Origin of the sequence: Virgibacillus sp. DJP39 (genome assembly GCF_049310925.1) — a bacterium.
In the GTDB taxonomy this organism is placed as follows: Bacteria; Bacillota; Bacilli; order Bacillales; family Amphibacillaceae; genus Virgibacillus_F.
The window spans coordinates 1-15662 of the sequence record NZ_JBMERP010000083.1 but is presented as its reverse complement, the minus strand read 5'-3'; the positions used below and the strand labels follow the sequence as shown (position 1 = coordinate 15662).

Annotated in this window: 20 protein-coding genes, 1 rRNA gene and 1 pseudogene; 11 read left to right on the top strand and 11 right to left on the bottom strand. The window is 36.1% G+C overall.

What is annotated here, in order from left to right; translation table 11 throughout:
* Window positions 1–45: 45 nt before the first annotated feature.
* Window positions 46–161, top strand: a 5S ribosomal RNA gene (rrf, locus tag ACOI1D_RS18300).
* Window positions 162–363: 202 nt separating this feature from the next.
* Here rrf and ACOI1D_RS18295 read toward each other — a convergent pair.
* Together ACOI1D_RS18295 and ACOI1D_RS18290 are read right to left on the bottom strand one after the other, a co-directional pair.
* A pseudogene (locus tag ACOI1D_RS18295) lies at window positions 364–1978 on the bottom strand (catalase).
* Window positions 1979–2057: 79 nt separating this feature from the next.
* A complete protein-coding gene (locus ACOI1D_RS18290; RefSeq protein ID WP_422503279.1) occupies window positions 2058–2756 on the bottom strand; it encodes a YetF domain-containing protein in 699 nt (232 codons plus the stop codon).
* Window positions 2757–2925: 169 nt separating this feature from the next.
* Between ACOI1D_RS18290 and ACOI1D_RS18285 the strand changes: the two genes are divergently transcribed.
* Window positions 2926–4116 (top strand): DHH family phosphoesterase, encoded by a 1191-nt coding sequence (locus ACOI1D_RS18285; RefSeq protein ID WP_422503277.1) that lies wholly within the window; start codon window positions 2926–2928, stop codon window positions 4114–4116.
* 68 nt (window positions 4117–4184) lie between these two features.
* Here the strand turns inward: ACOI1D_RS18285 and ACOI1D_RS18280 are convergent, their stop codons facing one another.
* On the bottom strand, window positions 4185–5186 hold the full coding sequence (locus ACOI1D_RS18280; RefSeq protein WP_422503275.1) for a DUF3231 family protein: 1002 nt from the start codon (window positions 5184–5186) through the stop codon (window positions 4185–4187).
* Window positions 5187–5411: 225 nt separating this feature from the next.
* Window positions 5412–5522, bottom strand: a complete 111-nt coding sequence (locus tag ACOI1D_RS18275; protein ID WP_422503273.1) for a YjcZ family sporulation protein — start codon at window positions 5520–5522, stop codon at window positions 5412–5414.
* Window positions 5523–5727: 205 nt separating this feature from the next.
* Here ACOI1D_RS18275 and ACOI1D_RS18270 point away from each other — a divergent pair, with 205 nt between their 5' ends.
* The 4 genes from ACOI1D_RS18270 to ACOI1D_RS18255 all read left to right on the top strand — a co-directional run bounded on the left by ACOI1D_RS18270 (window position 5728) and on the right by ACOI1D_RS18255 (window position 7340).
* Window positions 5728–5952 carry a YppG family protein gene (locus ACOI1D_RS18270; RefSeq protein WP_422503271.1) on the top strand — a complete coding sequence of 75 codons (225 nt, stop codon included), beginning with the start codon at window positions 5728–5730 and terminating at the stop codon, window positions 5950–5952.
* A 23-nt stretch (window positions 5953–5975) separates the two neighbouring features.
* Entirely contained in the window at window positions 5976–6422 is a 447-nt protein-coding gene (locus ACOI1D_RS18265) for a GNAT family N-acetyltransferase (protein WP_422503269.1), read from the top strand.
* A gap of 81 nt (window positions 6423–6503) precedes the next feature.
* Window positions 6504–7004, top strand: a complete 501-nt coding sequence (locus ACOI1D_RS18260; protein WP_422503268.1) for an Hsp20/alpha crystallin family protein — start codon at window positions 6504–6506, stop codon at window positions 7002–7004.
* Window positions 7005–7007: 3 nt separating this feature from the next.
* Complete coding sequence (locus tag ACOI1D_RS18255; RefSeq protein ID WP_422503266.1) at window positions 7008–7340, top strand: hypothetical protein; 333 nt, start codon at window positions 7008–7010, stop codon at window positions 7338–7340.
* A 116-nt stretch (window positions 7341–7456) separates the two neighbouring features.
* Here ACOI1D_RS18255 and ACOI1D_RS18250 read toward each other — a convergent pair whose 3' ends face one another.
* Both ACOI1D_RS18250 and ACOI1D_RS18245 read right to left on the bottom strand, forming a co-directional pair.
* Window positions 7457–7720, bottom strand: coding sequence for a hypothetical protein (locus ACOI1D_RS18250; RefSeq protein ID WP_422503264.1), 264 nt, complete (start codon window positions 7718–7720; stop codon window positions 7457–7459).
* Window positions 7721–8110 (bottom strand): Hsp20/alpha crystallin family protein, encoded by a 390-nt coding sequence (locus ACOI1D_RS18245; protein WP_422503263.1) that lies wholly within the window; start codon window positions 8108–8110, stop codon window positions 7721–7723.
* 86 nt (window positions 8111–8196) lie between these two features.
* Here ACOI1D_RS18245 and ACOI1D_RS18240 point away from each other — a divergent pair, with 86 nt between their 5' ends.
* The gene (locus ACOI1D_RS18240; RefSeq protein ID WP_422503262.1) at window positions 8197–9246 is read left to right on the top strand and encodes a hypothetical protein; all 1050 of its coding nucleotides are present in this window, start codon (window positions 8197–8199) and stop codon (window positions 9244–9246) included.
* A gap of 135 nt (window positions 9247–9381) precedes the next feature.
* Window positions 9382–9678: a hypothetical protein gene (locus ACOI1D_RS18235; protein WP_422503260.1), complete on the top strand. Its 297-nt coding sequence runs from the start codon at window positions 9382–9384 to the stop codon at window positions 9676–9678.
* Window positions 9679–9734: 56 nt separating this feature from the next.
* Here ACOI1D_RS18235 and ACOI1D_RS18230 read toward each other — a convergent pair whose 3' ends face one another.
* The gene (locus tag ACOI1D_RS18230) at window positions 9735–10535 is read right to left on the bottom strand and encodes a DUF2268 domain-containing protein (protein WP_422503259.1); all 801 of its coding nucleotides are present in this window, start codon (window positions 10533–10535) and stop codon (window positions 9735–9737) included.
* Between the two features lie 206 nt (window positions 10536–10741).
* Between ACOI1D_RS18230 and ACOI1D_RS18225 the strand changes: the two genes are divergently transcribed.
* Complete coding sequence (locus ACOI1D_RS18225) at window positions 10742–11461, top strand: class I SAM-dependent methyltransferase (protein WP_422503257.1); 720 nt, start codon at window positions 10742–10744, stop codon at window positions 11459–11461.
* Window positions 11462–11532: 71 nt separating this feature from the next.
* On the opposite strand, the gene ACOI1D_RS18220 is transcribed toward ACOI1D_RS18225, so the two are convergent.
* Complete coding sequence (locus tag ACOI1D_RS18220) at window positions 11533–11643, bottom strand: YjcZ family sporulation protein (RefSeq protein WP_422503256.1); 111 nt, start codon at window positions 11641–11643, stop codon at window positions 11533–11535.
* 668 nt (window positions 11644–12311) lie between these two features.
* Between ACOI1D_RS18220 and sdhB the strand changes: the two genes are divergently transcribed.
* Both sdhB and ACOI1D_RS18210 read left to right on the top strand, forming a co-directional pair.
* Window positions 12312–13064 carry a succinate dehydrogenase iron-sulfur subunit gene (sdhB, locus tag ACOI1D_RS18215; protein WP_422503254.1) on the top strand — a complete coding sequence of 251 codons (753 nt, stop codon included), beginning with the start codon at window positions 12312–12314 and terminating at the stop codon, window positions 13062–13064.
* Window positions 13065–13156: 92 nt separating this feature from the next.
* A complete protein-coding gene (locus ACOI1D_RS18210; protein WP_422503253.1) occupies window positions 13157–14143 on the top strand; it encodes a DUF3231 family protein in 987 nt (328 codons plus the stop codon).
* Window positions 14144–14221: 78 nt separating this feature from the next.
* Here the strand turns inward: ACOI1D_RS18210 and ACOI1D_RS18205 are convergent, their stop codons facing one another.
* The 3 genes from ACOI1D_RS18205 to ACOI1D_RS18195 form a co-directional block, all read right to left on the bottom strand.
* Complete coding sequence (locus ACOI1D_RS18205) at window positions 14222–14743, bottom strand: DUF3231 family protein (protein WP_422503251.1); 522 nt, start codon at window positions 14741–14743, stop codon at window positions 14222–14224.
* Between the two features lie 80 nt (window positions 14744–14823).
* The gene (locus ACOI1D_RS18200) at window positions 14824–14982 is read right to left on the bottom strand and encodes a hypothetical protein (protein ID WP_422503250.1); all 159 of its coding nucleotides are present in this window, start codon (window positions 14980–14982) and stop codon (window positions 14824–14826) included.
* Window positions 14983–15064: 82 nt separating this feature from the next.
* Window positions 15065–15662, bottom strand: a 598-nt coding sequence (locus tag ACOI1D_RS18195; RefSeq protein WP_422503249.1) for a glycine betaine ABC transporter substrate-binding protein, incomplete at its 5' end; no start/stop codon positions are given.

The following is a 15662-nucleotide window of genomic DNA, read 5'->3' as shown; positions in this document are numbered from 1 at the left end:
CAAGCTCTTATTTAGTTTTCAGGGTATAATTAATACCTGAAATAGTCTGGTAGTTATAGCGGAGAAGTCACACCTGTTCCCATACCGAACACAGTAGTTAAGCTCTCCAGCGCCGATGGTAGTTGGGACTTTGTCCCTGCAAGAGTAGGACGCCGCCAGGCAATAGTAAAAAAGCAGGATGTGACTAGCACATCCTGCTTTTTTTTGTTGTTTAGTAAACATCAAATCGCTTACGCTATTCGTGTTTCCTTTATCTCGTTAAGGTTGTTCGATTAAAACCGGCCAATTTACAAGGCAACAGCACCGAACTACTCACGTTGTGTAAGCACAGGTCCCACGGCAATAAACGGCGCTTGTGCCTTGTTATGTTAGTACGGTTCTGTGGCCATTTTGGCCTGCATCTTTTACAGCTTCATCAGTTTTAGTTGCACCAGCAGGACCATGATCTTTTTTACCCTGATTAGGATGATCTTTTAGTCCTTCTGCTAAACGAGATCCATAATCATTATTTGCATTTGTACACAGTTCGATCATCTTTTCCTGGTTTATTTGTTCACATGAAGAGAGTCCATTCACAAGATTCTTAATCAGTTCGTCTCGTTCAAAGCTTAAAGTCATTGGTAAGTTCAATACTTTTATGTACCAGTTTTCCCTCAACTTGTGGGGTATAGTCCTTACGAGAACTTGATGTTTCAGTTAAACCGTTTAATGATGATGGTTCATAGGACACGTGTGGATTTTGATCTGACGGATGATCAACAAAATAAGCCATATTTCCACCACGTTGATTTGTAGCAGTACGTTTTTTGGGTGCGTTTATCGGAAGTTGTAAGTAATTTGCTCCAATTCGGTAACGTTGCGTATCAGAATAAGAAAAAGTACGACCCTGGAGCATTTTGTCATCTGAAAAATCCATACCGTCCACTAATACACCAGTACCAAAAGCTGCTTGTTCAACCTCAACAAAATAGTCTTCTGGATTTCTATTAAGTACCATTTTCCCAAGTGGCAGCCATGGTATTTGATCTTTAGGCCAAAGTTTTGTATCATCCAGTGGATCAAAATCAAGTTCTGGATGGTCATCATCACTTAAAATCTGGACCAATAATTCCCACTCAGGATAGTTTCCATCTTCAATTGCAGAAAATAAATCCTCAGTCGCATGATTAAAGTTTTTACCCTGTATCTTCTCTGCGTCCTCTTGTGTGAGGTTTTTGATACCTTGTTTTGGTTCCGAGTGATATTTTACTAAAACAGCATTTCCTTCTTCGTTAACCCATTTATACGTGTTAACCCCAGAACCCTGCATTTTACGGTAATTGGCAGGTATACCCCATGGGGAAAATAAAAAAGTTATCATATGAAGGGATTCAGGTGAATTACTGCAGAAATCAAAAATTCGCTCTGCATCCTGGATATTTGTTACTGGATCCGGAGTAAACGCATGTACAACATCCGGGAATTTCATCGCATCACGTATGAAAAAAACCTTTAGGTTATTTCCAACGAGATCCCAATTTCCTTCCTCTGTATAAAATTTCACTGCGAACCCACGTGGATCACGTAGTGTTTCAGGAGAATGTCTTCCATGGTTAACAGTGGAAAATCGTACAAAAACGGGTGTTTGCTTTCCTTTATCTTGAAAAACTTTTGCCCTAGTATATGTAGAAACTGGGTCATCGCCAACTTTTTCATAGGTTTCAAAATAACCATGTGCACCTGCACCACGGGCATGGACAACTCGCTCTGGTACACGTTCTCGATCGAAATGTGAAAGTTTTTCAATGAAATGATAGTTTTCAAGTGTAGCTGGGCCACGATTTGAAACTGTTCGAATGTTTTGGTTGTATTTTACAAGGTGACCTTGACGAGTTGTCAATGTCTTGCTTTCTTCATGATCAGACATTCGCTGATCATCTGGCCCACCAGCACCTGTGTTAAATCCCTCATTTTTTTTTTGCTTCTTCACTAATTCCACCTCAGTTTCATATTATTCAATTTACTGGATTAGTTTCCATCAGATACTATTTTATATACATTAACAGTGAATATGAATGTTAATGAAGCTGATCACCATTTTTATCTATATAAAGAGAACCATCCTGTTGTACTTCTGCATAAAAAATTTCTGAAAGATCTTTTACTCCTGCTTTTTCAATTTGTTGATCTAACCAATTTTGGTCAAGCTTCAGTTTCGAAAGGTTTTTAGTGTTTGTTACTCCATCAGATATTACTTCTGTTGCAACGGGGTAGATGGTTGGGGTTGGGCTAATAATGTTCATGTCACCTTTTGTTAACGGTTGTTTATTTTCTTTTTTCATCACAGACAGTTTTCCACTGGTCTCAAAAAAGGCATACTCTACATCAGACATTGCGAATACATTTTTTTGCCTGAGTAATGCATTTAGCGAATTAATATCCAGTCGGGTTTTTGTGAGAGCTTTTTCCATAATTTGACCATCTTTAATTACAATTAGTGGATCACCAGTAGTTACTTTTCTTGCTTCTTTTGATTTAATATCAATGAATCCCATTATAAGTGTAAAAACAGCCCACCCAATTAAAGCAAGAACTCCGTTAGTAATACTTAAATTTTGGCTGACAGCAAGACTTCCGGCAATTGTTCCTATTGCAATGGCAGATATGAAATTAAAAAAAGTCATTTGACTTATTTCTTTTCTTCCCATTAACCTGGCCAGTGCAAACAGTGATAAAAAAGCAACCGTAATTCTAATCAGTAATTCAGTAACCTCCATTGAAAGACCTACTTTCATTTTTTATTAGTCTATTTATTTGCAAGCTTGGGGATTTTATACTGGTATAGTTAAGGGTGAGAAGATAACCTTTTTGCGACATGGCAAAAGCCTACTATTACTTGCTATAATTATTTCTTTTTTGAACCATACTAGCGTAGGAGGTGTTGTTATGTATAAACTATTGTCTCATAATGACCTTGATGGTGTTGGGTGTGGGATATTAGCCAAACTGGCATTCGGTAAGCAGGTCAAAGTACGTTATAATTCCATTTCAGGGTTGAATCGTGAAGTCGAATGGTTTTTGGAAAATGATGATAAGGATACGTCTTTATTCATCACGGATTTGTCTGTAAATACAGAAAACGAGAAAAGACTTGAAGAATTTTATCAAGATGGGGGTTCTGTTCAACTGATTGACCACCATAAAACAGCTCTACATTTTAATGATTATGAATGGGGTAGTGTAACTGTAGAAAGTGATAGAGGGGAATTAGCATCTGCAACATCCTTATTTTATGAATACCTGGTCAAGAAAGAGTTAATGAAGTCTACAGGAGCGATTGAGGAATTTGTGGAGCTTGTCAGACAGTACGATACCTGGGAATGGGAGAAAAACAATAATCAACAAGCTAAACGACTAAATGCTCTCTTTTTCTTACTATCAATTGAAGAATTTGAAGAAAAAATGCTTAGCAGAATTGTATCAAATGATCATTTTCAATTTGATGAGTTTGAAAACAAAATATTGGATATGGAAGATAATAAAATTGAACGTTATATCCGCCGAAAGAGGCGCCAGCTTGTTCAGGTCAAAATTGATGAGCTTTTTGCAGGTGTTGTCTATGCTGAATCCTACCATTCGGAGCTTGGTAATACACTTGGTAATGAATACCCTCATTTAGATTATATAGCTATCTTAAACGTGGGAGGTAAGCGAGTAGGTTTTCGAACAATTCATGACAATGTTGACGTTTCAGAAGTTGCAGGTAATTTTAATGGAGGTGGCCATTCAAAAGCAGCTGGGTGTTCAATGACGAATGAAGCTTTCAACGAATTTGTTTTAAATACATTCCATATAGACCCATTACGAGAAGATTCTAAAAGGAATAGGTACAACTTAAAAGGTTCTAAGTTTGGTACCCTTTATAAGAACCAATTGGAAGATACTTATCTGGTATATCCTATAAATGAACTAGAGTGGACTGTGGAGCAGAATAAACGGAAAATAGAAGAGACTTTTACAAGTTTTGAAGCAGGAGAACACTTCATAAAACGAAACTATTCTGTATGGCTGGTAAGGGATGATACATTTGTAAATTATTTAATTGAGGATTCAAAGAAAATGAGAAACAATAATTGAATAAATACTCAAAGTACAGAGTGAGCCTACATTATTTTGTTGAATGTGGGCTCTTTTTTACTTTAAATTCATTTATTCATTAATTCATCTCTATCAGCTGCTTGTGGTGGTCTTTCCATCCAGCTTTCATTGATCATAATGTTCATTCCGTCCTCAGCAAGCTTCCCGATTTCTACCATTAGGCGACTGTAATTCACAGTAATGTCACGACGTTGGCTTAGCGACATTGCAACACCATAATTGCCAATTCCTGTAGCATTAAGAACGCCAATATGATACATCATCAATTTGTCTGAAAAAGGGGGGGAGGTGGAAGTAGACACTGCATGATCCCAAGACATTGGAGAGGGAAGACTATTTTGATTCAAATAAGTACTGAATAAATTAATATGCTTTTTTGAGATTTCTTTCCCGCGGCTAAAATAATTTTTCGCTTTTTTGTGTTGAGCAACCTGTGCAAACCCAAGTATTAAGGTTTCTCCTAACTTATTCGTTTGGATATTGGAGTAAAGATGCATTATTTCTGTTGCAGTTAATGGGCGCTGTTCTCCAAACCATCCTGCCATGAAACGTTGTTTATCAACCCATTCGATTTCTTTTGGTTCAGGAATGTAAGGGGGCCGAATTTCAACTCCCTTCTTTAATGAAAGGTCAGTTGATTCATCATACAAATCTTTAGACGAATCAAGTGTATTTGCAAAATACTGTCTTACATCTTTTCGAACCATATTTGGTAAAATTGACCCGTATAAAGCGAGACCGCCCTTTGCCATATGTTTAATATAGTTTAACATGAAGGTATCAGAGAAGAGACGAGGTGCATTCCGTTTGACATCTTCTTTTGTAAATCCTCTAGGAATAACATAATTCTCATCGATGAACATAGAAGTAACCTTTTCTATATGATTTTGAGAAAAATCAAGGGCATGTGCAATAAGCCACTGTATGTCTTCATCTTCTACCACATCCATGAAATGTTGTAAGATACAAACTCCCATTGTGTCACCCAGGTAATTTGACCATAAACTCCCTATTTCGGCTGAAGTCAATTTCGTATTATGAATTTCCATGAAAAAACCCTCCAATCGTATGTTTACTATTATTCTTTCCAGTATTGAAAAAGATATGACAACATATTTTATCCGTGTACATGTCCAGCAATGGGTAAAGTATATCGAGTATAGAGCGGTGTTTACGCTAAAATAAAACCTGGTAACTTTCTATGGAAGCTACCAAGTAAATAATTAGTCAACCAATCGAAATAAAATTTAGTTAAGTTCACCGCACATATCTTTTTAAGAATCACAACCAATATAGATAAAGCCTACAATAACTAAAAGTATAAACAGTACTAAAATTAAGATGAATTCTCCATTAATTTTTGCACCTTCCACAATTTCCTTCACGAATTAAACCTCCTCCAATTTCACGTATAAGTAGTATATGTGATCAGCCTAATAATGATAAAAAGTAGTTTTTTCATAACAAAGAAACCCCGTAAAACAAACAATGTTCAACTTATATTTCTTAACCGTAGTACAAACACCTTCCCAACTAAGTCTCAGTATGAATACTATGGTATCAGACTAATTTATTGGAGGTGTTATGATTATGTATCCAGGACAACCAAGAAGACCAATTCCCCCTTATCCGTATAACAGACGGGGTCGACAGCCTTTACCACGTCGCCAAGTTCCCGCAAAACCTAGTTTATTATCGATGTTTCACAATCAAGAAGGGAAAATCGATTTCAACAAAATTTCAACTGTCGCTCAGCAAGTAAGCAGTATGTACAGTCAGATTAGACCGATTATTTCAACCTTTACCAAAAAATAATAGCAGAGGGAGCTTGAGGACTGATGACAATTAGGAGAGCTACCAATCATGAGACACAAATGATTTTGGATCACTGTTTGGATGTGATGAAAGAAGCAACAATGGGATATGTTGCTGAGGAAAAAGAAAAAGCTCTTGAAATGATAACTCCATTTCTGTCTAATGGTGGGTTTTATCTTGTCTATGTGGAAAATAAAATAATTAAAGGATGGATTGGGCTGGGGGATACAATCGATTTTTTTACAGACGAGCAAGTTGGTTTTATTCCAGAACTTTATGTGATACCACAATACCGCAGAAACGGAATAGCGAAACTTCTATGTCAAAAAGCATTAATTAAATTTAAAGAAGAGGGGTACAGAAAAGTTCAATTGAATGTATTTTCAGGAAATGACATAAAAAAGCTTTATCAAGAACTTGGATTTGAAGAAACCTCCACACTAATGGAAAAAAGTCTTGATCGTTCATGAATTTAACCGTAATACAATCAAATTCACAATTAGGCGTTTGAGTGAATAGAATAAAAAAACAGTAGTATAAGGGGGATAACGATGGATCCTTTCCAAGGCAATAATCCTTTTGGAAACTTGGGTAAGATGAACGCGCAACAATTTCCAACTGATTATTTGGAACAAGTTAAAGATGCGATGGAGCAATATAACTCAGTGTTTAATCAAGAATTTTGGAATAATATTAACGGTATTGGAGCAAATAAAAGACACAATAAGCGTCAACATTTTCCAATTGAGATATGGGAAAGTGATAAGGAATTATTTGTGCTAGCATATATTCCAGGTATAAAAGAAACGCGGCAAGTAAAAGCAGCGTTTTTATCAGAGGAGAAAATGAAAATAAAAGCAAAGTTAGAATCTGAGCAACCACTAACGGCTATACGCAAGCTGGACACGGAGCTATCCAAAGTACTTGTAGAGCGGGATATTATCCTCCCTTATCCAGTGAAAAGTGACAACTATACTGTACATGTCGATCAAGGGGTGACAACACTAATTTTTGAAAAAATCAATCCTTTTGAAAATACTCCATTTGATTAGAAAGTGAGGGAGGCTATTATCTCAGACGTTCAGGTAAACATTGTCAATGTTAAAATACTTCAAATTTCCGGTACATCTGCCTTTATAATTGGAAAAGGTGAACTGTCTGACTTTTCCAGTGAGTCGAAAACAAATAATGGTGTCGGAAATGCATACGGAGACGGATCTGACATCGAAATGAGACCGGATAATCTGATATTAAATGACCCGGAATTTATCGAATCGATTGATGATAAAACAAAAGTTTACTCTTCACGCGAAGTAAAGAATACATTCCAAGAAGATCCAAATCTTTGGGGCTGGGTATCTTCTAATCAAAAAGAAGGTTATCGTTAGATAAGCGATAACCTTCTTTTTGTCACTAATAAGGGAGATTTTTAGCCAAGTTTTCCAAGAAGGAATATCTTGACCCACATTTTTAAGTAAAAAAAACAATTAAAATTATAAACTAGTTAATCCTCTATTCCGATTCCAGTAGTTGTAACGGCTGGTACTACAGTATCTATTCTCTCAGGATCAATTATAACAGACCCAAACGGCTGCAAATTATTAAAGTTAAAGTCCCCATATAAACTCCCCGACATGATGTTGTTTTTTGTTACACTGTTCAATGCCTGAAACGAATTTTCACCAATCGCATTAATCGATGTGTTATCAAGTGCATTTATTTTAATTCCACCAATGATTGTTATTCCAATTGGTTCGATGGAGGCCATTTAGCTTTCACCTTCACTAACATTTTTTTCAACAAATATCTCCAGGATACCCCCATAATAATCGAAATGAATTGATTCAGGTTGTATTGTGGTTGGAAAGCGTACAAATCGGTAGAAAGGACCCTCAAAAATCTCCTGTGTAATTAAGCGGTCTATGTGTACGGGATGACTCGGTTTCACATATCCCTGAATTTCAAGATCAGTTACGTTTTTAAAATGAACAGTCAAGTTTTCTTTTTTTACCCCAGGTATACTTAGTCGCAAGTAGTAAACTGTTTCAGATTCATAGACGTCAAGTCTAGGTGTACGTGGAACTTTTTCTGTAGTTGTTTCATTAGTGGGATCATAATTATTAGTTGAATTTTCTCCATAGACTTTTGATAAGGACATTAAAATCCTCCTTTTGAATATATATATTGTAGTATATTCGGCACGGAAAAAACCGTGATTATCGGTTAGTAGGGTAGGTGAGATCTATGACCCGTGAAGATGAACACAAGAATGAAATTAATAAATTGAAAAATGAATTGTTTAATTATCAGAAATACGTGATGAAGCTACCTGTATATGAATATCACATTGATAAGTTGAAAGTAGAAAAAGTAAAGGGAATTCTTCAACTTGGTCAACTTCTTGTTGGGAACAATTTAGATCATAAAGGTATTCATAAGGTGTTTGTACAAGATGTTATTATCCATGAAATAGAGGGGAGTGGTATTGTTGGAATTGGTGTAACAGAAAAGGAAATAAAGAACAGGAAAAAGAGTACGATAATAACTCCCAAGGAAGCAAGTAAAGAAATCAAAGAAATTTACACTGCAATTAAAAAAGAGTTTAATCTGCACGAAGCTCCACTCTTCTTTCAACAGCTTGCTGTAAATGAAAAAGTATTTAAAAGCGTGTGGGATTATATTTCGCAAAATCAATCAGTGAGTGATGCAGTAAACTTTCTGGCTGGAAAGGTTCAAGCAAGTATTGAAGGTGCAACTTCAACTATCTTACAGGAGCAATCCGATTACGATTTTATACAAAGTGAGCCACACTGTAATGCCTTGATAAAAGAAATAAAGGATCTTGCAAAAACCTTTGCTATTGTTTTACTACTTTTAGAACAAGTACTTCCAGGATATTTGAAGGAAGATAGCTGGGCAGATTATAAATTTGGTGAGCTAGAAAAAGTGAATTATGGTGATATTGAAAAACTGTTTAACCAACTTAAAAAAGTTTATCATGTCAACTACCTGACTGATACCATCAAAACGTTCAAAGACCACACTACATCACTTTTTGTTGTATACAATGATATATTTATACCATTTAATCAAGCTGGAAAAGATAAATTATTCGTAAAAGAGATTAGCGAAGAAATAATTCAGCATGTGGACTGGAAAGGGATTGAGGTTGACTTTAATTTATCGATTGATAACTGTTCTTTCTTATTTTCTATATTAATTCAACATTTAAAAGATATTCCTACTTGGGTATATATGGATAAAATTATGTTGTATGTATGTAAGCCGGATTAGAAAAAAGTATGAGCGCGAACGGCTGGTATTATTTATCATCTATTAATTTCCGCTAATACCCTGATATATTTGTCCTTTACTATAATTTTTCTCCCTCATATAATGTCATATGCTTATGTAAATGGGGGTGAAAAAATGTCAGTTAGACATTATCATGGTTTGTGCGAAAGGTATAGGGGTAAAGCAGTTGAAATTAGAACTAATAATGGTGGTATTCACAGAGGAATTATTCGTCATGTTGATGGAAACAGAGTTTATTTACAACCTATTAGACGTAGAAATTTAGGTGGTTTTGGCTATGGTTATTATCGTCGTCCGAGGTATGGATACGGCAGATACGGTCGATATGGTTACGGATATGGTGGCTTTGGGGCTGGAATAGCTTTAGGCACCATCGCTGCTCTGGCTTTGCTTCCTGCTTTCTACTGGTAATAAAATAAAAACAGACGATTATTCGTCTGTTAAGCTGTCGAGTAATCTCTCGACAGTTATTTTTTTCTCTTAGAACTATCTTTAACCTGTGCTATTTCTTCAGTCTCCATAATTATGAGTTCTTTAAATGTAATGTTATTTTCCTGCATAAATTTATTGACCAAGTAATATCCCACAGAGTAACCAGTCATATTAGGGTGTAACTGTGAACCGTATAACAGTTCTTGATGTTTAAAACTGGATTTCGGGGTATTGCGATGTGGGAAAATCAAGTTACTCCAAAGCTTTTGTAGTTTTTCTATCGAGTGATACGATGTCCAGGTGGCTAGCAAATCTTCTCCAAACCTGTCTCTAACTGCATTTTCAGCTAAACCTTCTAATATAATTGTGTCCAGTAAAACATAGTTTCTTTCATGTTTATGGTAGTTAGATAATCGGCATACATGATTATACTCGTGAGTAAATAATGCTCTTAACTCCTTTTCTTTTGTGTCTTCTGAAATAAATAAAAAGAGTTTGTCTTCGAAAGCTAAACCAGATTTTCCATTTTGTTCTCTTTTCATTTTTTTGTTGCTTGAATCTGAAGGGAAAATATAGATTGGAACATTTGGACCATCCCATAACTTTTGAAGTATTCGTTGTTCATCATTAACAATTTGCCAGCTATTATTTTTTTGCAATTTCTTAATTCGATCATGTCCATTGTTAAAAGGAAGACGGTACATTCCGAATCGCTTTAAGTGATCATATATTTCATGAGCTGTAGCACCATCAAATTGTTCCTTAATCCTTCCACAGATTTCAACAGGTTTGTCATGTGAGTTTAGTAGCCACTTATCGGTTCGAACAATACTCAAATTTAATCTACCCCTAAAAATAATTGATGCAATACAATATGTATCTTTTTGATAATTGTTCAAGAATAACAAATCTTTATTTAACATATGTTGAAAAGGTTAGTGAACGACTAGAAATTTCTAACATAAAATAACTCCTGTAGATTGACAATCAATCGGCACAACTATATTTCTTAGTGATTTGTGCATAGAACGAAGCGAGAGGAATGGATAAAATTATGAATGAAACATATTTGGATTGTTTAACAAGTTTTGGTATAGGAGGGGCACACCCAGGAGGTCTTCAACTAACGAAAAAAATAGTATCAAATGAAAAAATTGAGAAATCTTTTTCCGTTCTAGATGCTGGTTGTGGCACAGGACAAACATCTGCATACATTGCTAAAAGGTATAAATGTAATGTTACCGCTTTAGATTCTAACAAAGTTATGTTAGACAAAGCTAGACAAAGGTTTACATCCCTAAGTTTGCCCATTCAAACAAGGCTCGGAAATACTGAAGGATTGCCGTTTGAAAGCGGGGTTTTTGATATCGTTCTATCGGAATCAGTCATAGCTTTCACAACAATACCTTCAACAATTTCGGAATTAAGAAGAGTGCTTAAACCAACCGGTGTATTACTCGCGACTGAAATGGTATTAGAAAAGTCTATTCCCAAAGAAGAAGAGGAGTTATTAAAAGAATTTTATGGTATTTCTCAATTACTATCAAAAGAAGAATGGTTTTTGCTTTTTCGAAATGGTGGCTTTAACCATGTGAGTGCACAAGATAAGTTTCAACTTGATGAAAGTGATATAGAGAATGCTTCGGACTACATTCTTTCAGATCATATAGATGATAAATACCTTGATATTTTAGATGAACATAATCGTTTAACTAACCTTTATAAAAATGTATTGGATTTCCGAGTATTCAGATGTTGTTAAGCACCAAAAAAAATTACGAAAGTAAAAAAAGTCACTTCCACCAGGAAGTGACTTTAACCAGTACTTAAAATCTAATAACCACCTGTTGGGTAGTTATTTCCTACTACTACTAGTAAGACAAATAGAACAACTAGCAGAATAAATCCATTTTGGCCACCTTGAGGGTATCCTCCGAAACTCATGATTTATCACCTCCCACTTAACACATAATTTAGCGTTCGATTGAGTTAAAAATTATTGGTAAGGTTTTATTCTTGCCAACCAACTTTTGAAGAATAAGTAATAATTTTGTATCAATTTAATCATTGCCTAAAGGTATATCACATTTTCTCATTCTTGTAGTTGGATACTATAACATATGTAGACAATATCAAACATGGCAGGGCCTTTCTCACCAAATGGGCGATAAGCCGATTATTCTAACCCCAGAACCAGAATACCTTACAGCTTAATTAACTAGAAAGGCTACGAATAGAAATTCTCTAAAATACGAATACTAATACTAAAAGGATGAAAATAATTTTGTACATAAAACCTTTTGTTTTTACTTATCACAAGGAAGAAATTATGAATCGTAAAAATATCCTAACCTTTCAGAGAGGTCCCAATAATAGCATATGGGAATTTGATGCTTACAAAGTATGTGTTTATAAGTTATACAATGTAATACAGGTTATGGGTCATTGGTATAAAAAAGACTCGTCGGCAACAGTTACTGGGGTTCTAAATCTGAGATATTCAGAAGACAACATGAAGAAGGCTAGAAACCATAATTTAACTGCCTCGGAAATTTTGTCTTAAGATTGGGAAGACTGGTTCATTTACAAAATAAACAAAAGGGAGAATTTAAATGAAGCAAATTCATCTAATTATTAAGCGTCAGGATCAACATGATTCGCCATCATACGAAGAAGAATTTTTAATTCCATACAGACCGAATATGAATATAATCTCCGCTTTAATGGATATTCGTCTAAATCCAGTTAATAAAAACGGGAATACTACCTCGCAGGTTCAATGGGACATGAGCTGTTTAGAGGAAGTTTGTGGTACTTGTTCGATGTTAATAAATGGCTTTCCCTTACAGGCATGCTCGACTCTTGTCGACAATTTAGAACAACCTATTCGTTTGCAGCCAATGTCCACTTTCCCAGTTGTACGAGATCTGATAATAGATAGGGAGAGTATGTTTGATGCATTAAAAAGAGTAAAGGCATGGATACCAATTGACGGAACCTATGATATCGGTCCAGGTCCCCGAATGAATGAGAAAAAACGTCAGTGGGCTTACGAGTTATCTAAGTGCTTTACCTGTGGAGTTTGCTTAGAAGCCTGTCCAAACGTTAACGATAAGTCAGATTTCTTAGGTCCATTTGTTTTTTCTCAAATTCGTCTAAAAAATGCACACCCAACTGGGGAAATGAATAAAGACGAAAGGATTGAAGCTTTTATGGGTGAGGGAGGTCTTGAAGGGTGTGGCAATTCCCAGAACTGTGTTCAAGTATGTCCAAAAGGACTTCCGCTGACAACCTCTATAGCAGCAGTTAACCGAGAGGCTACTGTTCACTCTTTTCGGAATTTCTTTGGTTCAGATAATAGTTGAGTAGCAATATGAGCTTATCGGTGAAGAAGCATAAAGATTAGGACATAGGGGATTTTAAACAAAACAACCTATTAATTTCGGGGGTAAATTCTTTGGAAAATACAAATATACTAACAACTCAAGAAGTAACTAACCTATTTAACAGCTACATGGGTAATAGCATGGCTGTTGGAGTAACGAGATACTTTACCAAAACTGCAACTGATCCGGATTTAGTAGAGATACTTGATAAGCATGCGCTTGATCTTGCGGCATATGAAGTTCACGAGGCAAAGAACTTATTTGAAAAGTCTGGTCACCCTCGGCCTCAAGCATTTACTAGTGAGGACCTCAATTATGATGCTCCAGCTCTCTTTGGGGACAACATGATCCTACTAGTGAAATATATTTTGTCACAGGATGCTGGAACAGTTTATTCTGTTGCTTTATCTGAAGCAACGCGCTCTGATGTACGTCAATATTACCTTACATGTATTACGAGAACAATCAAATTTTTGGATGAAGTTGTAACTTTAATGGAAAGGAAAGGGCTGTTTCTTCCAAAAATTTATCTACCCATTCCTGGAAGCATTGAGAAAGTACATAAACAATCGTTTGCAGGTGGCTGGTTAGCAGGACGTCGCCCGTTAAATTCTCAGGAAATTATGGAAATTGTTTCTCTCTACAGAAACCTTGAGGTAGAAAGAGAATTTTTGAGAGCGTTTATTCAGATAACAACTTCGAAAAAGTTAGCAGAAAACTTTAAACGTGGTGAACAAATGGCAAAAAAACAAATGGCGGTTTTACAGAAGTTATTAACGGAGGATGATTTGCCACAGCAACCAACATGGGAAAGTGAAGTTACAGACAGTAAGGTTGCCCCTTTTTCAGAACGTTTAATGCTTTTTAAGATTTCTGTGTTTGCCTCATCTACAGTAGGACGATATGGAAGAGCAATAGCAACCACGATGAGAAAAGACGTAGGGGTAGAGTTAACCCGTTTAATGGGAGAAATTGCTTTATATGGTGAAGATACATTAAACTTAATGATAGAACTTGGCTTTCTGGATCAGCTTCCTCTATCTAAGGCAGAAAAGTAAAAATTAAAGCAACCCCCCTTTTTAAAGGGGGGTTGCTTGTTGAAAGGCTGTAAATAACTAAGAACGCTTTTTGGTTAGTTAGTCTGTCTGGTTATTTTTACTTACCTTATGAAGTGGTGGCTGGATAATCCAACCTTTCTTTTTGTTTAATCTTAATAATTTTGCTCCCATTTGGGCTTTCTTCATATGAAATTGACCAAACATCATGGCAATGTCTTCTCGTACGCATTGCCCAATAACCATGCTGTCGGCTACCAGCCCCTCGGCCACGTCTCTGGCAATAACTGCAGATATCTCTGGATCCATGATTCTTGCTCCTACAGGAATATCTTCTCTATTAGCTTCAGAGCGTTCAGGTGGGGCTACTGGTAAGCCCAGGCTGTTTTGTTTTAGTAACGCTTCAGTTTCCTCGATACCCGGTTTAATAACATTTTCAACCATTTCACCAAGCAGTTTCTTTAATTCTTCATCACCCACATGATTGTAATAGACTTGATAAGCAGCTAATTGTCCTTTGGCAACAGAATATGCTGTCCAAACACCAAAAGCTTCTCCATAATGCATTGGTTCCTGTGCCTGATTACCGCTGAACATTCCCATTTTTTAAACCTCCTGAAAAATATAGTTAAACAAGTAATAGTTTGTCCGTAAGTAGCTTCATGTATTCTTTTTATTTCTTGTTATTCATGTGTCCATGTAGTTTCTTTGTTACTTAAAGGACATACAGGAAAATTGTCTCTTATATTAAGTTTTGCACGTTTTCCAGATTGACAAATGTATTCACCTTCAACAGGTACACCTTGACCAGTTCGGTATTTGCGATACTTTTCTTCGGCCACTATCCTATTCCTCCTATTGTTCAATTTGTATAAACAATAGCACATTTGCTTTTGTTTGTGGCTCTTGCAACTCTATAATAACTTACTCAGCAGGTTTCAAATCTTCAATGGACTTTACATCCATGTATTTCGGTACAACTAGACCAATTTTGGCACCTTGTAAGTTTTCGCCAAGATCAACTACTTGGTCTTTGTATTCTGCATAAAGATCAGCGTGTGTTGCTGGCAACCATGCAGCTACCATTCCATCAGCTTCACCATTAGCAACTGCTTTCCACATTACAGCATTGTCGAGTGGAGTTGCTGTTACGTCGAATCCTTGGTTCTTCAATACTTCAGCTATTACGTGTGTAGAAGCTACTTCTGAATCCCATTCCACGTAAGCTAACTCAATTTCCTTACCATCAACTTTTTCTACGCCTTCTGTCCATTTTGCAACTTTGTCAGCATTATCTTTTACCCATGCAGCTGCAGCTTCAGCTGGCTCTGCTCCATTTGTAATTTCAAGCATAACCGCTTGCATGTCATCTGGAGTCCAAGAAAATTGATCCAATACTTTTGCAGCATTTGGCATTTCTTCTTTTAATCCTTTGCGTACCATTGTTTTAATAACTTCTGCTTCACCAAATGCACCTTTTGGATCTTCTAGATACTTCAGGTCGTATTTTGCAAACATCCAG

Bases quoted from the DNA above. Each gene is read 5' to 3' on its own strand.
- ACOI1D_RS18205 (WP_422503251.1), bottom strand. From the start codon at position 14,743: ATGGGAATGTTCAGCGGTAATCAGGCACAGGAACCAATGCATTATGGA.
- ACOI1D_RS18265 (WP_422503269.1), top strand. From the start codon at position 5,976: ATGACAATTAGGAGAGCTACCAATCATGAGACACAAATGATTTTGGAT.
- ACOI1D_RS18245 (WP_422503263.1), bottom strand. From the start codon at position 8,110: ATGTCCTTATCAAAAGTCTATGGAGAAAATTCAACTAATAATTATGAT.
- ACOI1D_RS18270 (WP_422503271.1), top strand. From the start codon at position 5,728: ATGTATCCAGGACAACCAAGAAGACCAATTCCCCCTTATCCGTATAAC.
- ACOI1D_RS18220 (WP_422503256.1), bottom strand. From the start codon at position 11,643: ATGAGTTTCGGAGGATACCCTCAAGGTGGCCAAAATGGATTTATTCTG.
- ACOI1D_RS18285 (WP_422503277.1), top strand. From the start codon at position 2,926: ATGTATAAACTATTGTCTCATAATGACCTTGATGGTGTTGGGTGTGGG.
- ACOI1D_RS18290 (WP_422503279.1), bottom strand. From the start codon at position 2,756: ATGGAGGTTACTGAATTACTGATTAGAATTACGGTTGCTTTTTTATCA.
- ACOI1D_RS18260 (WP_422503268.1), top strand. From the start codon at position 6,504: ATGGATCCTTTCCAAGGCAATAATCCTTTTGGAAACTTGGGTAAGATG.
- ACOI1D_RS18225 (WP_422503257.1), top strand. From the start codon at position 10,742: ATGGATAAAATTATGAATGAAACATATTTGGATTGTTTAACAAGTTTT.
- ACOI1D_RS18280 (WP_422503275.1), bottom strand. From the start codon at position 5,186: ATGGAAATTCATAATACGAAATTGACTTCAGCCGAAATAGGGAGTTTA.
- ACOI1D_RS18235 (WP_422503260.1), top strand. From the start codon at position 9,382: ATGTCAGTTAGACATTATCATGGTTTGTGCGAAAGGTATAGGGGTAAA.
- sdhB (WP_422503254.1), top strand. From the start codon at position 12,312: ATGAAGCAAATTCATCTAATTATTAAGCGTCAGGATCAACATGATTCG.
- ACOI1D_RS18250 (WP_422503264.1), bottom strand. From the start codon at position 7,720: ATGGCCTCCATCGAACCAATTGGAATAACAATCATTGGTGGAATTAAA.
- ACOI1D_RS18240 (WP_422503262.1), top strand. From the start codon at position 8,197: ATGACCCGTGAAGATGAACACAAGAATGAAATTAATAAATTGAAAAAT.